We start from the raw sequence: 17740 nt of genomic DNA, 5'->3' as shown, positions 1-17740 counted from the left end.
GGTGCCTGCGCGACGAATGCGCTTCACCTACGTAGACGAGATAATGAACATTACCGAATACATGCAACAGGTCGGCCAGCGCGCCCGCGCCGCTTCGCGCGCCATGGCCAGGTCCGACAGCGCCACGCGCAACCGCGCGCTGCTGCTGATCGCCGATGCGATCGTGCGCGACAGCGCGCTGCTGCGCGCGGCCAACCAGCTCGACCTCGATGCGGCCGCCGCCGCCGGTCTCGCGCCGGCCATGCTGGACCGCCTGCAACTGTCGGACAAGGCCATCGACACCATGGTCGAAGGCTTGCGCCAGATCGTCTCGCTGGCCGACCCGATCGGCGAAATCTCGAACATGAAGTTCCGTCCGAGCGGCATCCAGGTGGGCCAGATGCGCGTGCCGCTGGGCGTGATCGGCATCATCTACGAAGCGCGTCCGAACGTCACGGTCGACGCGGCGGGCCTGTGCATCAAGAGCGGCAACGCCACCATTTTGCGCGGCGGCTCGGAAGCGATCAACTGCAACCGCGCGCTGGCGAAAATCGTGGCCGAAGGCCTGGCCGGCGCCGGCCTGCCGAACGACGGCGTGCAGATTGTCGACACCACCGACCGCGCCGCCGTCGGCGCCCTGATCACCATGCCGGAGTATGTCGACGTGATCGTGCCGCGCGGGGGGAAAAGCCTGATCGCGCGCCTGATCGCCGAGGCCACCGTCCCGATGATCAAGCACCTGGACGGCATCTGCCACGTCTACATCGACACCAAGGCCGATCTGGAAAAGGCGGTGGCGATCGCGTTCAACGCCAAGTGCCACCGCTACGGAACCTGCAACACCATGGAAACGCTGCTGGTCGCGCGCGCCATCGCTCCGGCCGTACTGCCACGCCTGGCGGCGCTGTACGCGACCAAGGAAGTCGAACTGCGCGCCGATCCGGAAGCGCTGGCGCTGCTGGCCGGCTACCCGCACCTGGTCGCCGCCGTGGAAGAAGACTGGAGCACCGAGTACCTTGCGCCGGTGCTGTCGATCAAACTGGTGGACGGCATGGACGCGGCGATCGACCATATCAACACCTATTCGTCGAAGCACACGGAAGCGATCATCACCGAAGACTACAGCGACGCGCTGCGCTTCTTGCGCGAAGTCGATTCGGCCTCGGTGATGGTGAACGCCTCGACCCGTTTCGCGGACGGCTTCGAGTACGGCCTGGGCGCCGAAATCGGCATCTCCAACGACAAGCTGCATGCGCGCGGCCCGGTCGGACTGGAAGGCCTGACATCGCTCAAGTACGTGGTGTTCGGCCACGGCGAAGTACGCTCTTAACTTACTTTGGATGGCCATGCTCTGGATTAAAGCGTTTCACATCGTCTTCATCGCCTCCTGGTTCGCCGGGCTGTTTTACCTGCCGCGCATTTTCGTCAACCTGGCGCAGGAAACCGACACGGTGGCCACCACGCGCTTGCTGCTGATGGGGCGCAAGCTGTTCCGCTTCACCACCATGCTGGCGGTGCCGGCGGTGCTGCTCGGTGTCTGGCTGTGGCTCGGGTACGGTTTTAAAGGCGGGTGGATGCATGCCAAGCTGGCGCTGGTGCTGCTGGTGATCGGGTATCACCACGCGTGCGGCTCGCTGCTGAAAAAATTCGAGAACGGCGCCAACAAACGCAGTCATGTCTGGTTCCGCTATTTCAACGAGGTGCCGGTGCTGATGCTGACCGCCATCGTGATCCTGGTCGTGGTCAAACCCTTCTGACGGGGGCTTCATGAGTAAAACGGTTCAGTATTTTTTCGCGCCGCAGTCGCCGTGGGCGTATCTGGGGCATGAGCGCTTCGTGGCCATGGCGCAGGCACGCGGGGCCCTGATCGACATCAAGCCTTTTGACCTGGGCAAGGCGTTCAGCGTGTCGGGCGGGCTGCCGCTGGCCAAGCGCGCGCCGCAGCGCCAGGCCTACCGCCTGCAAGAGCTGGGGCGCTGGTCGAAGCACCTGGGCTTGCCGCTGATTGCGCATCCGACCTATTTTCCGGTGCCGCCCGAGGCGGCGGCGCGCCTGATCATCGCCGCGCGCACCAGCCTGGGCGCCGATGCGGCGCTGGGGCTGACCGGTGCGATCATGCGCGCGCTGTGGGCCGAGGACCGGAATATCTCGGACGCGGATACGCTGGCGCAGATTGCCAGCGCCTGCGGGCTCGATGGGAAGATGCTGGTCAAGTCGTCCGAGACGGCCGGCGTGCAGGAACAGTATGACCGCAACACCGATGAAGCCATGGCCGCCAGTGTGTTCGGGGTGCCGTGGTACGTGGTTGACGGGGAGGGATTCTGGGGACAGGACCGGCTTGAATTTGTGGAGCGGGCACTAAGTTAGCGCGGGAAGTCGTTTCTGGCAGTGCCAGGAACGACGGTAACTGCGCAAACGGCCTCGCATAGAGTAGCACCAACAGAGTATCTTTTTTTACAACGGACAAAGGGTTCACCAAATGCCATCATTTTTCTGCCCCTGCCCTCGCGGCATGGAAGCGGCTCTCGCCGAAGAACTGGGCGAAATCGCCCTCACCAGCACCACCATGAAGGTGCACAACCAGGTTCCCGGCGGCGTGCACTGCTCCGGCGACCAGACTGACGCCTACCGCATCAACCTGCACTCGCGCATCGCGTCGCGCGTGCTGATGCGCATGGCGCACGCCAGCTACGCCAACGAGAACGATATCTACGACCTGGTCCTGGCCCAGCCATGGGAAGACTGGTTCAGCGTCGACCACACCATCCGCGTCGACGTCACCGCCGTCAAGTCGCCCCTGCGCAGCCTCGAATTCACCACGCTGAAAATCAAGGACGCCATCTGCGACCGCTTCCGCGACCAGTTCGACAAGCGCCCCTCGGTCAACACGCGCGAGCCGGACATGCGCATCGTGGGCTTTCTCGACAACCGCAATTTCACGGTCTACCTCGACACCTCCGGCGAAGCCCTGTTCAAACGCGGCTGGCGCGAAGAAACGGGCGACGCGCCGCTGCGCGAAAACCTCGCCGCCGGCATGCTGCGCGTCTCCGGCTGGAAACCTGGCACGGTGCTGTTCGACCCGATGTGCGGCTCCGGCACCATCCTGATCGAAGCGGCCCAGATGGTGCAGGGCATTCCGCCCGGCGCGCGCCGCAGTTTCGCGTTCGAGAAATTCCACAACTTCGTGGCCGCCCCGTGGCAAGACATGAAAAACGCGATCAAGCCGCTGCCGTTACCAAGCGAGCCGACCATTTTCGGCAGCGATATCTCGGGCGACATGGTCGCCATGACGCGCCATAACCTGAAAATCGCCGGCATCATGTTCGACGTGCCGCTCAAGCAGATCGAGGCGCAGGAAGTCAAGGCCCCGACCGAGCAGCCGGGCATCCTGCTGACCAACCCGCCGTACGGCGAGCGGATCGGCGTGCGCGGCGACAGCACCATCCCGGCCGACGACATGTCGGTCGCGTTCTACTCGGCGCTGGGCACCACGCTCAAGCAGCGCTTCGCCGGCTGGACCGTGTTCCTGTTCACCGCCGACCTGACCTTGCCCAAACTCCTGCGCCTGAAGGAAGCGCGCAAGACGCCATTCTTCAACGGCGCGCTCGAGTGCCGCCTGTTCAGGTTCGACATGGTGGCCGGCTACAACCGCCGCGAAGAAGCCAAGCCGAAACCGGAGTAAGCATGTTCCCCAGCCCGCCGCCCGACCTGCCGCCCGATCCCGTCACGCCGGTGCCCCTGGCGCCGGCGCCAAGGCGCGCAGTGCCCGGCATGGTGGGCCTGGCGACACTGCTGGCCGGGCTGTCGATGCTGGGACCATTCTCGATCGACGCCTACCTGCCGGCCTTCCCCAACATCCAGGCCTCGCTGGGCGCCACCCCGATCGAGGTCCAGCAAACCCTGACCGCCTACATGCTGGCCTTTGCCGGCATGGTGCTGTGGCACGGCGCGCTGGCCGACGCTTTCGGGCGCCGCAACGTGGTGCTGTGCGCGCTGGTGGTGTTCGCCATCGGCACCTTCGGCTGCGCCGCCTCGCATTCGGTGCACTATCTGTGGATCTTCCGCATCATGCAGGGCGTGTCGGCCGGGGCCGGGATGGTGGTGGGACGCGCCATCATCCGCGACCTGTACGACGATGCGCCGGCGGCGCGCCTGCTCTCGCTGGTGACCATGATCTTCACCATCGCGCCGGCGATCGCGCCGATCCTGGGCGGCTGGATCGTCAAGTATTCCGACTGGCGCACCATCTTCCTGGTGCTGCTGGCCTACAGCGTGATCCTGTTCATTTTCTGCTACCGGCGCCTGCCCGAAACGCTGCCGCCGGAAAAGCGCCAGGCCTTCAATCCGCGCTACCTGTGGCAGAACTACAGCGCCGTTTTCAGTTCGCCCCTGTTCCACATGAAGGCCGGTATCGTGGCCTTCAACTTCGCCGGCCTGTTCCTGTATATTGCGGCCGCGCCGGTGGCGCTGCCGCTGCACCTGGGCCTGGGGCCCGACCAGTTCGGGTGGCTGTTCATTCCTACGGTGGCCGGCATTTTCCTCGGTGCGCTCGCGGCCAACCGCATCGCCGGCAAGATCACCTTCGCGCGCCAGATCGGCATCGGTTTCGGCTTCTTGCTGGCCGCCGCCCTCGCCAATCTGTTGTATCACAGCGTCTTTACACCGGCGCTGCCGTGGAGCGTGGCGCCGATGTTCTTCTACACCTTCGGCATGTCGCTGATCGCTCCCGGCGCCACCCTGCTCGCGCTCGACCTGTTCCCGCACATCCGCGGCACGGTCGCCTCGTGCCAGTCGTTCGCCGTGACCCTGCTGGGCGCACTGGTGGCGGGCGTGATCGCGCCCTTCCTGTCGCACTCGATGCTGTGGCTGGCCATGGGGCAGGTCGGTTTCGCCCTGTGCGCACTGGGCTTGTGGGTGGCGTCGCGCATGTACCGCCGCCGGCGTTCCGACAGTCTCCGGAGTGTGCCCCACAAGCAGCCTCTACAATAAAACTTTTGCCTTGGGTAATGTTCCACGGGTCAACATTCGTGCATATATGCTAAGATAGCCGTTTTTAAAACCTGACATGCTGCCCAAACCCCGCGCGCGACAGGTGCATGTTGACTTTTTCGTCGTGGCCGCATTGCGTTGTGCGCCACCTCCAACCATCGACCATTTGGCGGCAGTTTTCGACACAATGCAGCATTCGGACAATGATCTTCGCAAGCGGCCAGGGCGTGCCCTGCCCCCACGGTTTCCCGCACCAGCCGGACAAGTGCGCGTTGCGGATGCGGACGATGGATTCCGTTTAAGGCTCCAATGAACGACAATCCTGCCAGCGCGCTGTCGCGGGCCGCTTCCGCCGCCGAGCCGAGCGCCACTTTCGGCGCGGCCGATCTCCCTGCGCAGCCGCGCATCCTGCTGATCGACGACGAGCCACGCCTGCTGTCGGCCCTGCACGAACTGCTGCGCGACCGCGGCTTCGAACTGGTGACCGCCAAAAGCGGCGCCGAGGCGCTGGCGCAGTTGAGCGCGCGCCGCTTCGACCTGGTCCTGCTCGACCTGCGCCTGCCGGACATGAGCGGCCATGAGATCATGGACTTCATCAATGAGCGCGAGATCGACGCCGACGTGATCGTGATGAGCGGCGACGTCGGCATCGAGGCGGCCATCGGCGCGCTCAAGCGCGGCGCCTACGATTACCTGCGCAAGCCGTACAGCCGCGAAGAGATGCTCAAGACGGTCGGCAACGCGCTGCAGCAGCGCAGCCTGGCCATGGCCAACGAGCGCATCGCCTCGCAGCTGGAAAACTCGGAGAAGCTGTACCGCTACCTGGTCGACAGCTCGCCCGACATCATCTACACCCTCAATCACGAGGGCCGCTTCACTTTCATCAACGACCGCGCCTTCCAGCTGCTCGGTTTCGCGCGCGAAGACCTGATCGGCCAGCACTACACCATCCTGGTGCACGATGAAGACCTGGAGCGCGCGCGCTACGCCTTCAACGAGCGCCGGGTCGACGAGCGCGCCTCGCGCAATGTGGAACTGCGCCTCAAGTGCCACGCGCGCGCGGGCCAGAACCGGGCGTTCAACACGACCCTGATGACGATCTCGCTCAATTCGATGGGCATGCATGTGCCGGACCACGACGTCAAGAAGCTCGAGTTCTACGGCACCTACGGCGTGGCGCGCGATATCACCGACCGCAAGCGCGCCGAGGAAGTCATTTCCTACCAGGCCTACCACGATATCCTGACCGACCTGCCGAACCGCATCCTGTTCAAGGACCGCCTGGGGCTGGCCATCATCCAGGCCAAGCGCAAGCTCACCGAGCTGGCCGTGATGTTCATCGACCTCGATCGCTTCAAGCTGGTGAACGACACGCTCGGCCACGTCAAGGGCGACGAGCTGCTGCAGCAGGTCGCGCTGCGCCTGAAGCTATGCCTGCGCGATGGCGACACCCTGGCGCGCCAGGGCGGCGACGAATTTACCATCGTGCTGCCGGAACTGGCCGGGCGCGGCGAAGCGAAGGCGATCGCCGAGAAGTTCCTCACCTGCCTGCACCTGCCGTTCGACCTCGATGGGCACCAGGTGCACGTCTCGGCCAGCATCGGCATCGCGATCTATCCGGGCGACGGCGAGTCGATCGACGAATTGCTGCGCCACGCCGACATCGCCATGTACCAGGTCAAGGCGCTGGGCAAGAACGGCCACAGTTTTTATCACAACTCGATGCTCGACGTGTCGCACCAGAAGATCGCGCTGGAACAGAGCCTGCGCAAGGCGCTCGAGCAGAACGAGCTGGAAATGTACTACCAGCCGCAGATCGACGTGATCACCGGCCGCATCATCGGCGCCGAAGGGCTGATGCGCTGGAACCATCCGCAGCGCGGCGTGCTGAGCGCGAACGAGTTTTTGCCGTTCGCCGAAGACAATGGCCTGATGCTGCCGATTTCCGACTGGATGCTGGACGCCTTGTGCCGCGATATGCTGGTGTGGAACGAGAACGGCGGCGAGGCGATCCGCCTGTCCCTGAATCTGTCGCCGCAATACCTGGACCGCGGCGACTTTTTCGAGAAGATGCGCGGCGCGCTGCAGCGCTACGGGATTTCGCCGGCCCAGATCGAAGTCGAGATCACCGAGAATATCTGCATCCGCAATCCGCAGTATGCGATCGAGCAGTTGAACAAACTGTGCCAGCTGGGCGTGTCGGTGGCGATCGACGACTTCGGCACCGGCTACTCGTCGCTGTCCTACCTGCACCGCTTCCCGATCCACACCATCAAGATCGACCAGTCGTTTGTGAAGGAAATCCACGACGAGCAGGGGCATTATCCGGTCATCCTGGCGATCATTTCGATCGCGCGCGGCTTGGGTTTGCACCTGATCGCCGAAGGCGTGGAAACCGAGGTGCAGGCGCGCTACCTCAAATCGAACGGCTGCCTGACCATGCAGGGCTACCTGTTCCATCATCCGATTTCACTGGCCAGCTTCCTGGAAGTGCTGCGCGAGCAGGAAGTGCAACTGGCCGCTTGCCAGGCCATGCCGCAGGCCAAGCGGGCCTGAGGGCAGCGGCGCCGCAAGAGGCCTGACAAGACTGCACATCCTGGCGCACAGCGCCTGCGCCCATCCATGGGAATGGTGTAAGATACTGTATATATATACAGTTGAGCGCCTGGCCCATGGAACTGACCGACAAGCTGGAAATCCTCGCGGATGCGGCAAAATACGACGCGTCCTGCGCCAGTAGCGGCGCGCCCAGGCGCAGCTCCGAGGGCAAGGAGGGCATCGGCGCCACCAATGGCATGGGAATCTGCCACAGCTACACGCCGGACGGGCGCTGCGTCTCCCTGCTCAAGATCCTGCTGACCAATTTCTGCGTCTACGATTGCCAGTATTGCGTCAACCGGCGCACCTCCAACGTGCCGCGCGCGCGTTTTTCGGTCGATGAAGTGGTCAAGCTGACGCTCGATTTTTACTTGCGCAACTATATCGATGGCCTGTTCCTCAGTTCCGGCATCATCCAGTCGGCCGACTACACCATGGAACAACTGGTGGCCATCGCGCGGCAGTTGCGTGAAGTCCACAATTTTCGCGGCTATATCCACCTCAAGACCATTCCGGATGCCGATGCCGCCCTGATCGCCGCCGCCGGCAAGTATGCCGACCGGCTCAGCGTCAACATCGAACTGCCGACCGAGGGCAGCATCGCGCGCCTGGCACCCGAAAAAAGCGTGCACACCATCAAGCTGGCGATGGGGGCCATCCGCCGCAAGCTCGACGAAAAGGCCGGGGAAGCGCGCGCACCCAAGTTCGCGCCGGCCGGGCAGAGTACGCAGATGATCGTCGGGGCCGATGCCAGTGACGACCACACCATCCTGGGCACCGCCGAAACCCTGTACGGCAGCTACAAGCTCAAGCGCGTCTACTATTCGGCCTTCAGCCCGATTCCGCACAGCCCCGACAGCGTGCCGCTGGCGCCGCCGCCCATGCAGCGCGAGCACCGCCTGTACCAGGCCGATTTCCTCATGCGCGGCTACGGCTTCAATGCGGCCGAACTGCTGCCGGCGGCCGGCAACCTGGCGCTCGACATCGATCCCAAGCTGGCCTGGGCGCTGGCGCACCGCGAGCATTTCCCGATGGACTTGAACATGGCCGAGGAAGCGATGATCGCGCGCGTGCCCGGCATCGGCCTGCGCAACGCCAAACGGCTGGTGGAACTGCGCCGCCTGCGCCGCATCCGCTACGCCGACCTGACCCGCCTGCGCTGCAGCATGAAAAAAATCGCGCCCTTCATCGTCACGGCCGACTACCGACCTGCATCGGACACTACCGCGTCCGAGGTGCTGCGCCGCTCGATGGCCGAGCATTCACCCCGGCAGCTGGATTTATGGGCGCAATTGCAGGCGGCGTAAGCGCGGCCGCTTGCGCCGCGGCCGGGCGTCCGGTACTGGTCCATTCCTTCGACCAGTGGCGCCATGCCGCGCGCGACTTGCTGGCGCACAAAGTGCCGCCCCACGCGGTGCAATGGATTTCGCACAAGGATGACGGCGATTTGTTTTCGCAGGGCGCGCAACCGCCGGCGCCGGATGCGGTCGAACCTCATAGCACGTCCACCATGCGCATCTCGCGCCAGCTGATGGACATGCTGCAAAGCGCCGCCTGTTGCCGCGTGCCGAACCGCTGGGCGTTTTTGTACCTGGTGCTGTGGCGCTGGCAGCAAGGCGAAAAAGACGTGCTCTCGGCGGCCGACGACGATGGCGCCCGCCTGCACGCCATGGTCAAGGCGGTGCAGCGCGAGCAGCACGACATGCACGCTTACATCCGTTTTCGCGAGCGCCGCGAAGACGCCGGTCCGCCCCGTTTCGTGGCCTGGTTCGAGCCGGCCCACGATGTGCTGCCGCAGGTGGCGCGCCACTTCGCCAGCCGCATGGGACGTGTCACGTGGATGATCGCCACGCCCGAGGCCAGCGTGCTGTGGGATGGCGCCACCCTGCACAGCACCGGCCCGCTGATGCGCGGCCCGGAAGACATCGACGATGCCGGCGAAGCGTTGTGGCTGACCTATTACCGCAGCATCTTCAACCCGGCCCGCCTCAATGCCGACCTGATGCACGGCCACATCCCCACGCGCTTCTGGAAAAACCTGCCGGAGGGCGCGCTGGTGCCGGGGATGGTGTCGCAGGCGGCCGCCGGCGCGCGCAAGGTGGGCCAGACCCACAGCGTGGGGCAGCGCGGCGGTACGGTCATTCCCATTTCCGCCGACAAGGCGCAGCCGCAGCGCGAGGCGCCCAGCACGCTCGACCAGTGCCGCCGCTGCGAACTGTGGCAGAACGCGACCCAGGCGGTCGGCGGCATCGGTCCGCTTGAAGCGCGCATCATGCTGGTGGGCGAGCAGCCGGGCGACCAGGAAGACCTGGCCGGCCTGCCGTTCGTCGGCCCGGCCGGGCAACTGCTCGACCGCGCCATGGCCAAGGCCGAGCTGGACCGGCGTACGATCTATCTCACCAATGCCGTGAAGCACTTCAAATGGGAGCCGCGCGGCAAGCGCCGCATGCATAAAACGCCGGCCCAGCGCGAGGTGGACGCGTGCAGCTACTGGCTGGGCAGCGAGCTCGAACAGGTCCGGCCGGAAGTGGTCGTCGCCCTGGGCAGTACCGCGCTCAAGGCGGTGACGGGCAATCCGCACGCGACGCTCAAGGAGGTGCTGGGCAAACCCTTCATGCACGCGGGGCGCTGGGTGGTGGTGGTGTATCACCCGTCCTACATCCTGCGCGTGCCCGGGGAGGACATGAAGGCGCAAGCGTTTGGCGTGATGGTCGACGGCTTTCGCCAGGCGCGCGAACTGGCGCTGCCTGGGGCGGCGCCGTAAGGGCGGGCCGCGACAAGGGCGGGAAGCTCATGCGATCAGCCGGGCACCGCCGTCCGGCGTGCCGATGCAGCGCGCCAGCGCATGGCTTGCTGCGTAGCACAGGGTGACTGCGCATCCCAGCAACACATAGCACAGCAGCCCCGGCTGCTGCATCAACTGATGGCCGAACAGGTCGGCACCGATGGCGGTGAGCATCATCATCAGGGGAAAATGAAACAGGAAGGCCATGCTGGCGCCGGCGGCCAGATGGCGGTTGATCCTGGCAAGCAAGGAGGGCGCCGCCGCGTCGCCAGCCGGGAGCTTCGGACTACGGTGGAGTATGGTGGCGAGCACGGCAAATCCCATTCCCACAAGCACGTACTTCCACTGCATCAGCATGTGCCCCCATGGCGCCGGCAGCAGGTCGGTGCGGGCCCCGGTCAGGCGCGAAAACAGGATGGCCGTGGCCAGCAGGGCCCAGGCCGCCAGCGGATGAAGCGGGGGCCGCGGCCACGGGCCGCGCAGGCCGACCGCCACGCCCAGCAGCCAGATGGTCAGCCAGGGCCAGAAGTCCGGCGGCATCCCTATCGCCAGGGCGAGCACGAGCGCAGCGCCGATCGCCATGCTGCATGGCTTGCCGCTGCGCCATGCGCGCCGCGTCAGCACCAGGAGGCAGCATGACCACCACAAGTAGGCGTACAGATACAGCATGCTGTTGCTGCCGAAGGTAGGCACCAGCGCGGGTTGCAGCATGAACAGGTTGCCGAAAAAGGCGGTCCAGCTCAGGGTCACTGTGCTAAAGGCAGGAAAGTCCGAATACAGGCCCGAGCCATTGAGGAAATGCGCACCGGCCAGGTCGAGCAGGCCGCCCAGGACCAGCACCGGCAGCAAAGCCAGGTGTGAGTGCCACCAGCGGCGCAGCAAGGCAAGCTCGCCCTGCGCTGGCGCCATGCGTCGCAGGAGCAGGCCGGCGAAAATGCCGTTCAGGACGAAAAACACGGCAAAGGATTCATGCCCCAGTCCGGTGAAGAAATAAAACACTTGATCGAGGTGGGATTTTTCGTGCAAGGCGTCGTAGTCGACAAACATGAGGAAGCGAAAGTGGTACAGAAGCGTTATCACGGCGCTGATCCACAGCGACGTGTCCAAGAATGTTTCAAAGCGTCTATTCATGGCACCTTCCTTCATCGGTTCCGGGCGATAGCCAGCGCCCCATTGTCCATGCACGCGTACATCGGTAGTTTGTGGCCGGACAAAACCGCAGGCCTGCGCCGTATCGTTGCGGTGGCGGTTCGCGGCCGCCACAACCCGGCGGGCGGGGGGCATGGCGGCGCGCGCGCGGGGGCTGCGGGGAGCGAAGATGGCGAATGGATCGAAAACCCTTGGGCGGGGGGGCGGCCGGGCGCTATAATGCGTGCGACCGTTCAGGTCGTCCAAGAGTCCGAATCGGACCAGAAATGCGGCTGTAGCTCAATGGATAGAGTATTGGCCTCCGAAGCCAAGGGTTGTGGGTTCGATCCCCGCCAGCCGCACCAAAAATCTGTTTAATTTCAATTGGTTAGCGATTTATCAATCGTGCGGCCACTCGTTCCTCGATGAAAAAATTTTCCTATGTAGGGGTAATGTAGGATTTTTTGGTCAACAGTTCTCCATTGAGCAGCACTTGCGCCGCGTCTCCGGACGGGGTGACGGCAGGCGGGAGACGGGTCACATCACGCTTGGCAGGACGACTTCTACCTATTGCAGTTCAGTGACGCATTGACGTAGTGCCTGTCGTTTGTGTTCAGGTAGTTCTGAGTAAGCCAAGATGATTTCGGCGAGGCGGTCGTCGCCACAGTAGAAATAGGCCGTAGAAACTCCTAGCACCTTGGCTATAGCTTCGACGAACTTGTGCGACGGTTCATGAATGCCATTCTCATACCGGCTCATCCGAGCACTTGCCGACGACTCCTCCAGCCCCGCCAACACTCCGAGCTTGTCCTGTGGCAGCTCCGAACGCAGTCTGACTTCGCGGAGGCGACGCGCAAACGTTGAAGGCTTCTGCAAGGGGAGTGACGGCATCCGTCGATAATCGTAGATTACCTTGGATATTTCTCTACGATAAACGTAGAATCGGCGTCTTAATCGTCGAAATCGGGAATGCTCCAGTTGAAGAAATCTTTTTACGCTATCTTGCTGCTAACAGGCTGCGCGTCTACTACCGGGGTCGTCCTCACTGGCAAGGACACATACATGATCGTCCGTGAGGACAACAGCCCGGCTGCGTCGCTAGGCACTATCAAGGCCGCGACATTCAAAGAGGCCGGGGCTTTCTGCGCTGGGCAGGGGAAGGCCATGCAGATCACCAAAGAGAGTGATACACCACGGTCGTTGGGGCAGTTTCCACAGACGACGTTGCACTTCACTTGCGTGTAGCAACATGCAGATCACCTGGACCGGCGATGTTGACCATGCCCGAGACATCGACCCCACGGACGCCATCGCCCGCAGTGCAAGAAATCTATCCGACGACGAGCGATACATTCTTTACAGGCTGGCGGCAGGCCTCTCGCGCGACCCTCGCACGACGGCGCATAGAGGCATGCCAGTGCTGCTACCTGTCGCCGAGTTTGCCCAGCACGTCAGATTGAATGGGAAAAGAGCATACCGCCGTCTTGGGGCCGCCACTGAAGCACTTTTTGGCCGAACGGTAGAGATTGAGTTTGGCAACGGTACTGAATTGCACTTCGCGTGGGCCTCAAGTATGTGGACACGAGACGATGCTTTCGAGCTGAATTTCACTGACACTTTTGTTCAGCATCTTTTGGACGCGATTGCTAAGTCAGAGGCCAGCAGGAGCCGCGCGCCGCTTTGCATCACCCTGAAGGAGGAACACGAAGGAAGCGACAACATCCTTCTGGTTGCGCTGGAGCCGACAAAGTCCAAGAGCAAGCTTCAGCCGCGACGCCCTCGAAGAGTTATCCAGTGGCCGCGCCTGTTGGACCGGGTAAAAATGCGCTTAAAGAGGTTGGTGTCAGCCGAGCAGGCAGACCGACTGATCGAATTGACGGATACTGAGGAGCCGTGGCGCAGGATGTCACGTTCTAAGTTCCATGACTTTACGACGCGTGACATCGGTACGCTAACAGCGTGGCTCATCGACAAGATGGATACTGCGGAGGTCATGCCCCTCACGATACCGTACGCCGGCTAAAGGCCGCTGGCAACTTGGTCCAACGTGATGGCCCGGCATTACCTGCTGCTGTCTTTTTGTTTGCTCTCATCCATACCACTATGACTCGCTTTGCGCCTCCTGCTGTATATAAATGCCCGTCCTGCGGGACCCTGCTGACGTGGGCGCGGCTCGCTTCATTTCGCCCTACGGGTGCAGGCACTAAGTGGTCGGACGGTGGCGAGCAGGAGAACGGTTTGGTTGACATGTGCTTGGTCGTAGGTTGCCCTGGATGTTCAACAATTTTGTGGCGCGAAGACTGCGATTCTGTGGGGACCTTGCCTCGCAAGCCGCCTGAAGTCGGGCCACTCGCACGCGTGATCGCAAGGTGGAATGGGGATAAACACGGCCACCTTGCCGCAGAGCAGGCGTGGCGTGATGTTCCTGGCGAATGGAAAGACGCACAGCATAGGAGGTCGTTGCGGAACCTTAGTGTGGACCGTAAGATAAAACACGCACGCACACTCTCCCCAACCCGCGAACTATTTCTGCGACGCCATCTTTGGTGGATGAGCAACGATCATGAGCGGGTGCTCGACGACGGAACAATGTCCAGGCTTGAGCCTGCAATGCCCAACATCGCTCGTGAGGAAAACATGATGCGGCTCTTGGAACTGCTAGAAGTGACTGCCGACGCCTCAATGCGCCGTGTCGAACTCCTGCGGATGCTGGGTAGATTCGATGAGTCAATCGCGCTTTTGAAGTACGCAGCAAACCCAATAGGCCGGCTCGTTGGGGAAAACCTTGAAGTCAAAGCGTGGGCGTTGGCAGGCGACAAGAGCTTGAAAGTTGTGTCCGTCCGTGCCTTGCATCGTGGGCAGTCGGGTAATTGACGTGCAAGGCGTGCTCTACGAGCTGCCAGCGACGCGGCAGACACTTTGTGGCTCTACCATAGAGTACGCGGCATCGACGGGCTTGGTGTAGCAACCTGCGTTTCAAACTGATCCGAGGGGCCAAACGCAAAGACCTGATGGATACGCACGAGGAGATCGAGGGCCGCGTGCTGGAAACAAAGAATACGGCGTAGAGTAGTCGCTGCCGCAGCGATAGAAGCTGCCACGAGTGACTACAATGGTGATGTAGGCGGCGGCGATACGAGCGCTTTGCTGGGCATTTACCACGGCGCCGCCCGGACTTATTACGTTTCTTGCCATGATTCTATGAAAAACTACACCTGTAAAATTTGGCGTGATGTGGGCGTGATCTGCGGCGTGGGGCTGGTCATGTCTGGCGCGTTTTGGCTGCTGCTGAATACTTATTACAGCGAACGAATGCCGGGCGAGGTTAAAGCCTGGGCGCCGGTTTTTACATTCGTCGTCACTGCTTGGTTCTGCATTGCGCATCGCCTGAAAAACCCTCCGCAGGAGTAGGTCAAAGTAACATCGGCCTGCCGAACAATGTTGCTGTCGACAACCCAGCCGCACCGCTCACCCTTTGGCTAGCAGAGCCATTGAGTTGATGGTCAGTTGCAGTTATCGTCAGTTCATGCTGATGGGTCGCAGGTCGACCAGTTTTCAAATGCAACTCGCTATACCTGGGAGGCTTTAGAGCTTGCAGGCGACATTACAGGACTTACCTGCGTGACGGCTGACCCTGGCCTCAAGCCAAAGGGAGCCTCAGAGCTTGGAGCACAGGGAGCCGTCCGCCGCTGCATACGGTCTGGCCTGATTCTTCAACTACCCACATAATCACTGCATAATTCACGAGGAAGGTTCGATCATGTCAGCACGATTCGATGTAGTTCTGTCCGATGACCTCAACAGGGACATAGACAAGGCAGTAGAGGCGAACGCAACCAACAGGGGCGAGCTGATGCGCAAGGCGTTGCAGCTCTATCTCGCTGCCCTGGACGGCAAGCGACGCGGCCTCAAGCTGGGTCTGGTCGATCCGAAGACCGAGAAGATGCAAACGGAGTTCATCGGCCTATGAGCAATGGCATCGGCCTCAACAGTCACTGTCAGACTACTCCGTTGACTCAGGAGCCGTCGCTCGGGGTGTCCGTGGTCAGGGCCGCACGAAGTTGATGCTCGATCGCTAGTCGCTTTGCCTCTTCTTCCCCGTATTTTGCCGCCGAAAAATATCGACGCTTGGGTAGCCCGGCTTTATCTCGGACCATGGAAGTCCAGTATCTTGTTGTGTAGGTCTTCCCATCAGCGGTCACAGTCTTCACATTCGTAATCCCGACGCCGGGCACGTCGCACTCCGGCACTCGCGCATACGGATGCTCCTCCGGCTCCACCTTGCACGGTCGACGCATCAGCGGATATTATGCTATCGGAAACGCCCGTGTTTCGCTCTTAATATCAGGATGCAGGACGTAGAAACCCTGCACCAGTTCAAGCATCTGCGAGCGTGCATGAACCGCAAGGTCGAAGGCCGCTTGGTCGCCGTATTTTTTTATGGAAAATTGTCGCGTGCGGTTGGCACCGTCACCAGTTAGGAGCCTCGCCTTCCAATAATCCTGGCCACGGTCGCGCGTACGAATTACCCCTGGAACTCCACTCGTGTTTGTGGTGCGGACTGTGGCGCAAACCTCGCGCTTGGATAACGGAACACATTCTATGTTGACCTCATCGCGGAAAGCAATAGCAGCCCGCATGGCGGCGTCCATCCCCCCAAATTGTTCGGCATTGAGTCGGCGGTCGACAATATACCCACGTCGCCGGATCAACACCCTCCATCCGAGCTGCACCCATTCTCCATCGGGGTTTTTATACCTATAAGGTGAGATTCCATAGGGCTTCGTCATCGGATGCCGTCTTCCGGTGTGAGTGAATTTTCAGTATTGAAGGACTAAACGAGAGTAATAGTGACGTTGCGCCAATTGGTCCCGTCAAACTCGACCAAGGAATTTGAACCTGTGAGAATCAATTTTCCTTCAATAACAGCCATTCGACTGCAAAAGAAATGTTTGGTTTGTGTCGCTTTTTTACCTTCCACTTTAAATAACCCGAATCGACCCAGCCCTACATAAATCGCCCCCAGATATTCAATAACGCAATAAATAACATGTTTAACATTTTCGCCGTTGTGAATTACATCGATTTTTTCCCAGTAATCCTGCCCATTCCATCGATATAGAACTCCGTCCCAACCACACACGTATATTTCTTTGTCGGAAACCCAATGGAGTCCTATCAACTGTTTATTGGTTGGCACTGAGTCGACTTGATGCCAATCAGAGCCATCAAAACGCAAAACAATACCTTTGGCTCCGACAGCGATAGCAGTATTTGGGTGAACAGGCTGGATTAAGTTAATCCACTGTGTTGGGAAATTTCGGGAAATGGTGGCGCCGTCCCAGTGGGACAAACCTTTGCTGTGTGCAAACCAACAATTCTTTTCATCCACACCCCAGATGGACATGACGCCGCCAAATTGACCAGTCTTGTGGACTACACGCTTACTATTTTTGACATCTATTAGTTCGCCTGACGCTGTTCCGAGGATATAGCAACTGGGTGTAAATCGATAAATTGAAGTCACCCATGTATCAATACTAAAAAGCAACTTCCATTCTATTTTCCCGGCTGCAGCATACACCGCGAACACGCCGCTAACAATTTCTTCTGGGTCATCCCCTTCATAGTTCCAGCACGCATGGACCAGATATTCATTGGCTTTCTCTCCTGGAATTACCTTGAACAAATCCATTTCAATTTTTCGATTATCATGCGTGTCATTAAAAATTGCCATTTTAGCTACCCTTTTTTTAATTGGGAAAGTGAAAGTCTCAATGCGCCAGCGATATTAAGTGTTGTTTTTCGACCAAGGTATCCGAACAATAGTATTGTCGTTGATCTTCGGACACAAGCGTTTTATCCACGCGTCAACAACGGCCATCACACACTTTGCCTCTTTACTCGTAAGCTCGCCCGCCTCTAACTGTTTCTCGGCATTATCTTTAGCTTTGCCGTACGTGTATGGACGCCCACTTGCCTCGGCCTCATTAGCATGCTCCCTCTGCATTAAAGTAGCCTTACCATGTGGGCTGGTGACATCTTTAGTTCCACCGCGTAAAGCGATACACGGAGCAGCGGAAAAACTATACCCAGTACAGATTGGAGATTCAAGCGAACTGGACAGTTTTTGCTTTCCGTCCATAAATATTGCATGCTGCACAACGTGATGAGACTGCTCATCGTTGATCCTATTTTCTTCCTCATCTCTGCCGCCATGTGGATGAACTGGATATTTTTCCAACTCTTTTTTGCAATCTA

At 60.8% G+C, this 17740-nt stretch carries 17 protein-coding genes and 1 tRNA gene; 13 read left to right on the top strand and 5 right to left on the bottom strand.

Going from position 1 to position 17740, the window contains the following annotated elements; genetic code table 11:
* Nucleotides 1-43 precede the first annotated feature (43 nt).
* The 8 genes from PO883_RS27745 (at nt 44) to PO883_RS27710 (ending at nt 10330) form a co-directional block, all read left to right on the top strand.
* On the top strand, nt 44-1309 hold the full coding sequence (locus tag PO883_RS27745; protein WP_289312643.1) for a glutamate-5-semialdehyde dehydrogenase: 1266 nt from the start codon (nt 44-46) through the stop codon (nt 1307-1309).
* A gap of 16 nt (nt 1310-1325) precedes the next feature.
* Nucleotides 1326-1736 carry a CopD family protein gene (locus tag PO883_RS27740; protein ID WP_289312642.1) on the top strand — a complete coding sequence of 137 codons (411 nt, stop codon included), beginning with the start codon at nt 1326-1328 and terminating at the stop codon, nt 1734-1736.
* Nucleotides 1737-1746: 10 nt separating this feature from the next.
* A complete protein-coding gene (locus PO883_RS27735; protein WP_289312641.1) occupies nt 1747-2346 on the top strand; it encodes a 2-hydroxychromene-2-carboxylate isomerase in 600 nt (199 codons plus the stop codon).
* 112 nt (nt 2347-2458) lie between these two features.
* Nucleotides 2459-3661, top strand: a complete 1203-nt coding sequence (locus PO883_RS27730; RefSeq protein ID WP_373890110.1) for a class I SAM-dependent RNA methyltransferase — start codon at nt 2459-2461, stop codon at nt 3659-3661.
* A 2-nt stretch (nt 3662-3663) separates the two neighbouring features.
* On the top strand, nt 3664-4968 hold the full coding sequence (locus tag PO883_RS27725) for a multidrug effflux MFS transporter (protein ID WP_289312640.1): 1305 nt from the start codon (nt 3664-3666) through the stop codon (nt 4966-4968).
* Nucleotides 4969-5277: 309 nt separating this feature from the next.
* Complete coding sequence (locus PO883_RS27720; RefSeq protein ID WP_289312639.1) at nt 5278-7524, top strand: bifunctional diguanylate cyclase/phosphodiesterase; 2247 nt, start codon at nt 5278-5280, stop codon at nt 7522-7524.
* Nucleotides 7525-7640: 116 nt separating this feature from the next.
* Nucleotides 7641-8873: a putative DNA modification/repair radical SAM protein gene (locus PO883_RS27715; protein WP_289312638.1), complete on the top strand. Its 1233-nt coding sequence runs from the start codon at nt 7641-7643 to the stop codon at nt 8871-8873.
* Entirely contained in the window at nt 8849-10330 is a 1482-nt protein-coding gene (locus PO883_RS27710) for a UdgX family uracil-DNA binding protein (RefSeq protein ID WP_289312637.1), read from the top strand. The genes PO883_RS27715 and PO883_RS27710 overlap by 25 nt, the downstream gene beginning before the upstream one ends.
* A 27-nt stretch (nt 10331-10357) precedes the next feature.
* Here PO883_RS27710 and PO883_RS27705 read toward each other — a convergent pair whose 3' ends face one another.
* Nucleotides 10358-11482 carry a hypothetical protein gene (locus PO883_RS27705; protein ID WP_289312636.1) on the bottom strand — a complete coding sequence of 375 codons (1125 nt, stop codon included), beginning with the start codon at nt 11480-11482 and terminating at the stop codon, nt 10358-10360.
* A 286-nt stretch (nt 11483-11768) separates the two neighbouring features.
* On the opposite strand from PO883_RS27705, the gene PO883_RS27700 reads away from it, so the two are divergent.
* Nucleotides 11769-11844: transfer RNA gene (locus PO883_RS27700), tRNA-Arg, on the top strand.
* A 202-nt stretch (nt 11845-12046) separates the two neighbouring features.
* Here PO883_RS27700 and PO883_RS27695 read toward each other — a convergent pair.
* Nucleotides 12047-12370 carry a helix-turn-helix domain-containing protein gene (locus tag PO883_RS27695; RefSeq protein ID WP_289312635.1) on the bottom strand — a complete coding sequence of 108 codons (324 nt, stop codon included), beginning with the start codon at nt 12368-12370 and terminating at the stop codon, nt 12047-12049.
* Between the two features lie 358 nt (nt 12371-12728).
* Between PO883_RS27695 and PO883_RS27690 the strand changes: the two genes are divergently transcribed.
* The 4 genes from PO883_RS27690 (at nt 12729) to PO883_RS27675 (ending at nt 15449) form a co-directional block, all read left to right on the top strand.
* A complete protein-coding gene (locus tag PO883_RS27690) occupies nt 12729-13502 on the top strand; it encodes a replication initiation protein (protein ID WP_289312634.1) in 774 nt (257 codons plus the stop codon).
* 452 nt (nt 13503-13954) lie between these two features.
* Complete coding sequence (locus PO883_RS27685) at nt 13955-14353, top strand: hypothetical protein (protein WP_289312633.1); 399 nt, start codon at nt 13955-13957, stop codon at nt 14351-14353.
* Nucleotides 14354-14680: 327 nt separating this feature from the next.
* A complete protein-coding gene (locus PO883_RS27680; RefSeq protein ID WP_289312632.1) occupies nt 14681-14890 on the top strand; it encodes a hypothetical protein in 210 nt (69 codons plus the stop codon).
* A 349-nt stretch (nt 14891-15239) separates the two neighbouring features.
* Nucleotides 15240-15449 carry a transcriptional regulator gene (locus PO883_RS27675; protein WP_289312631.1) on the top strand — a complete coding sequence of 70 codons (210 nt, stop codon included), beginning with the start codon at nt 15240-15242 and terminating at the stop codon, nt 15447-15449.
* A gap of 337 nt (nt 15450-15786) precedes the next feature.
* On the opposite strand, the gene PO883_RS27670 is transcribed toward PO883_RS27675, so the two are convergent.
* The 3 genes from PO883_RS27670 to PO883_RS27660 form a co-directional block, all read right to left on the bottom strand.
* A complete protein-coding gene (locus PO883_RS27670; RefSeq protein WP_289312630.1) occupies nt 15787-16269 on the bottom strand; it encodes an AP2 domain-containing protein in 483 nt (160 codons plus the stop codon).
* A 44-nt stretch (nt 16270-16313) separates the two neighbouring features.
* Entirely contained in the window at nt 16314-17216 is a 903-nt protein-coding gene (locus tag PO883_RS27665; protein ID WP_289312629.1) for a hypothetical protein, read from the bottom strand.
* Between the two features lie 54 nt (nt 17217-17270).
* The coding region (locus PO883_RS27660; RefSeq protein WP_289312628.1) for a hypothetical protein at nt 17271-17740 on the bottom strand (470 nt) is incomplete at its 5' end.

It is taken from the genome of Massilia sp. DJPM01, assembly GCF_030348125.1.
Classification (GTDB): Bacteria; Pseudomonadota; Gammaproteobacteria; order Burkholderiales; family Burkholderiaceae_D; genus Telluria_A; species Telluria_A frigida.
This window is presented reverse-complemented; position numbering and strand designations above follow the sequence as displayed.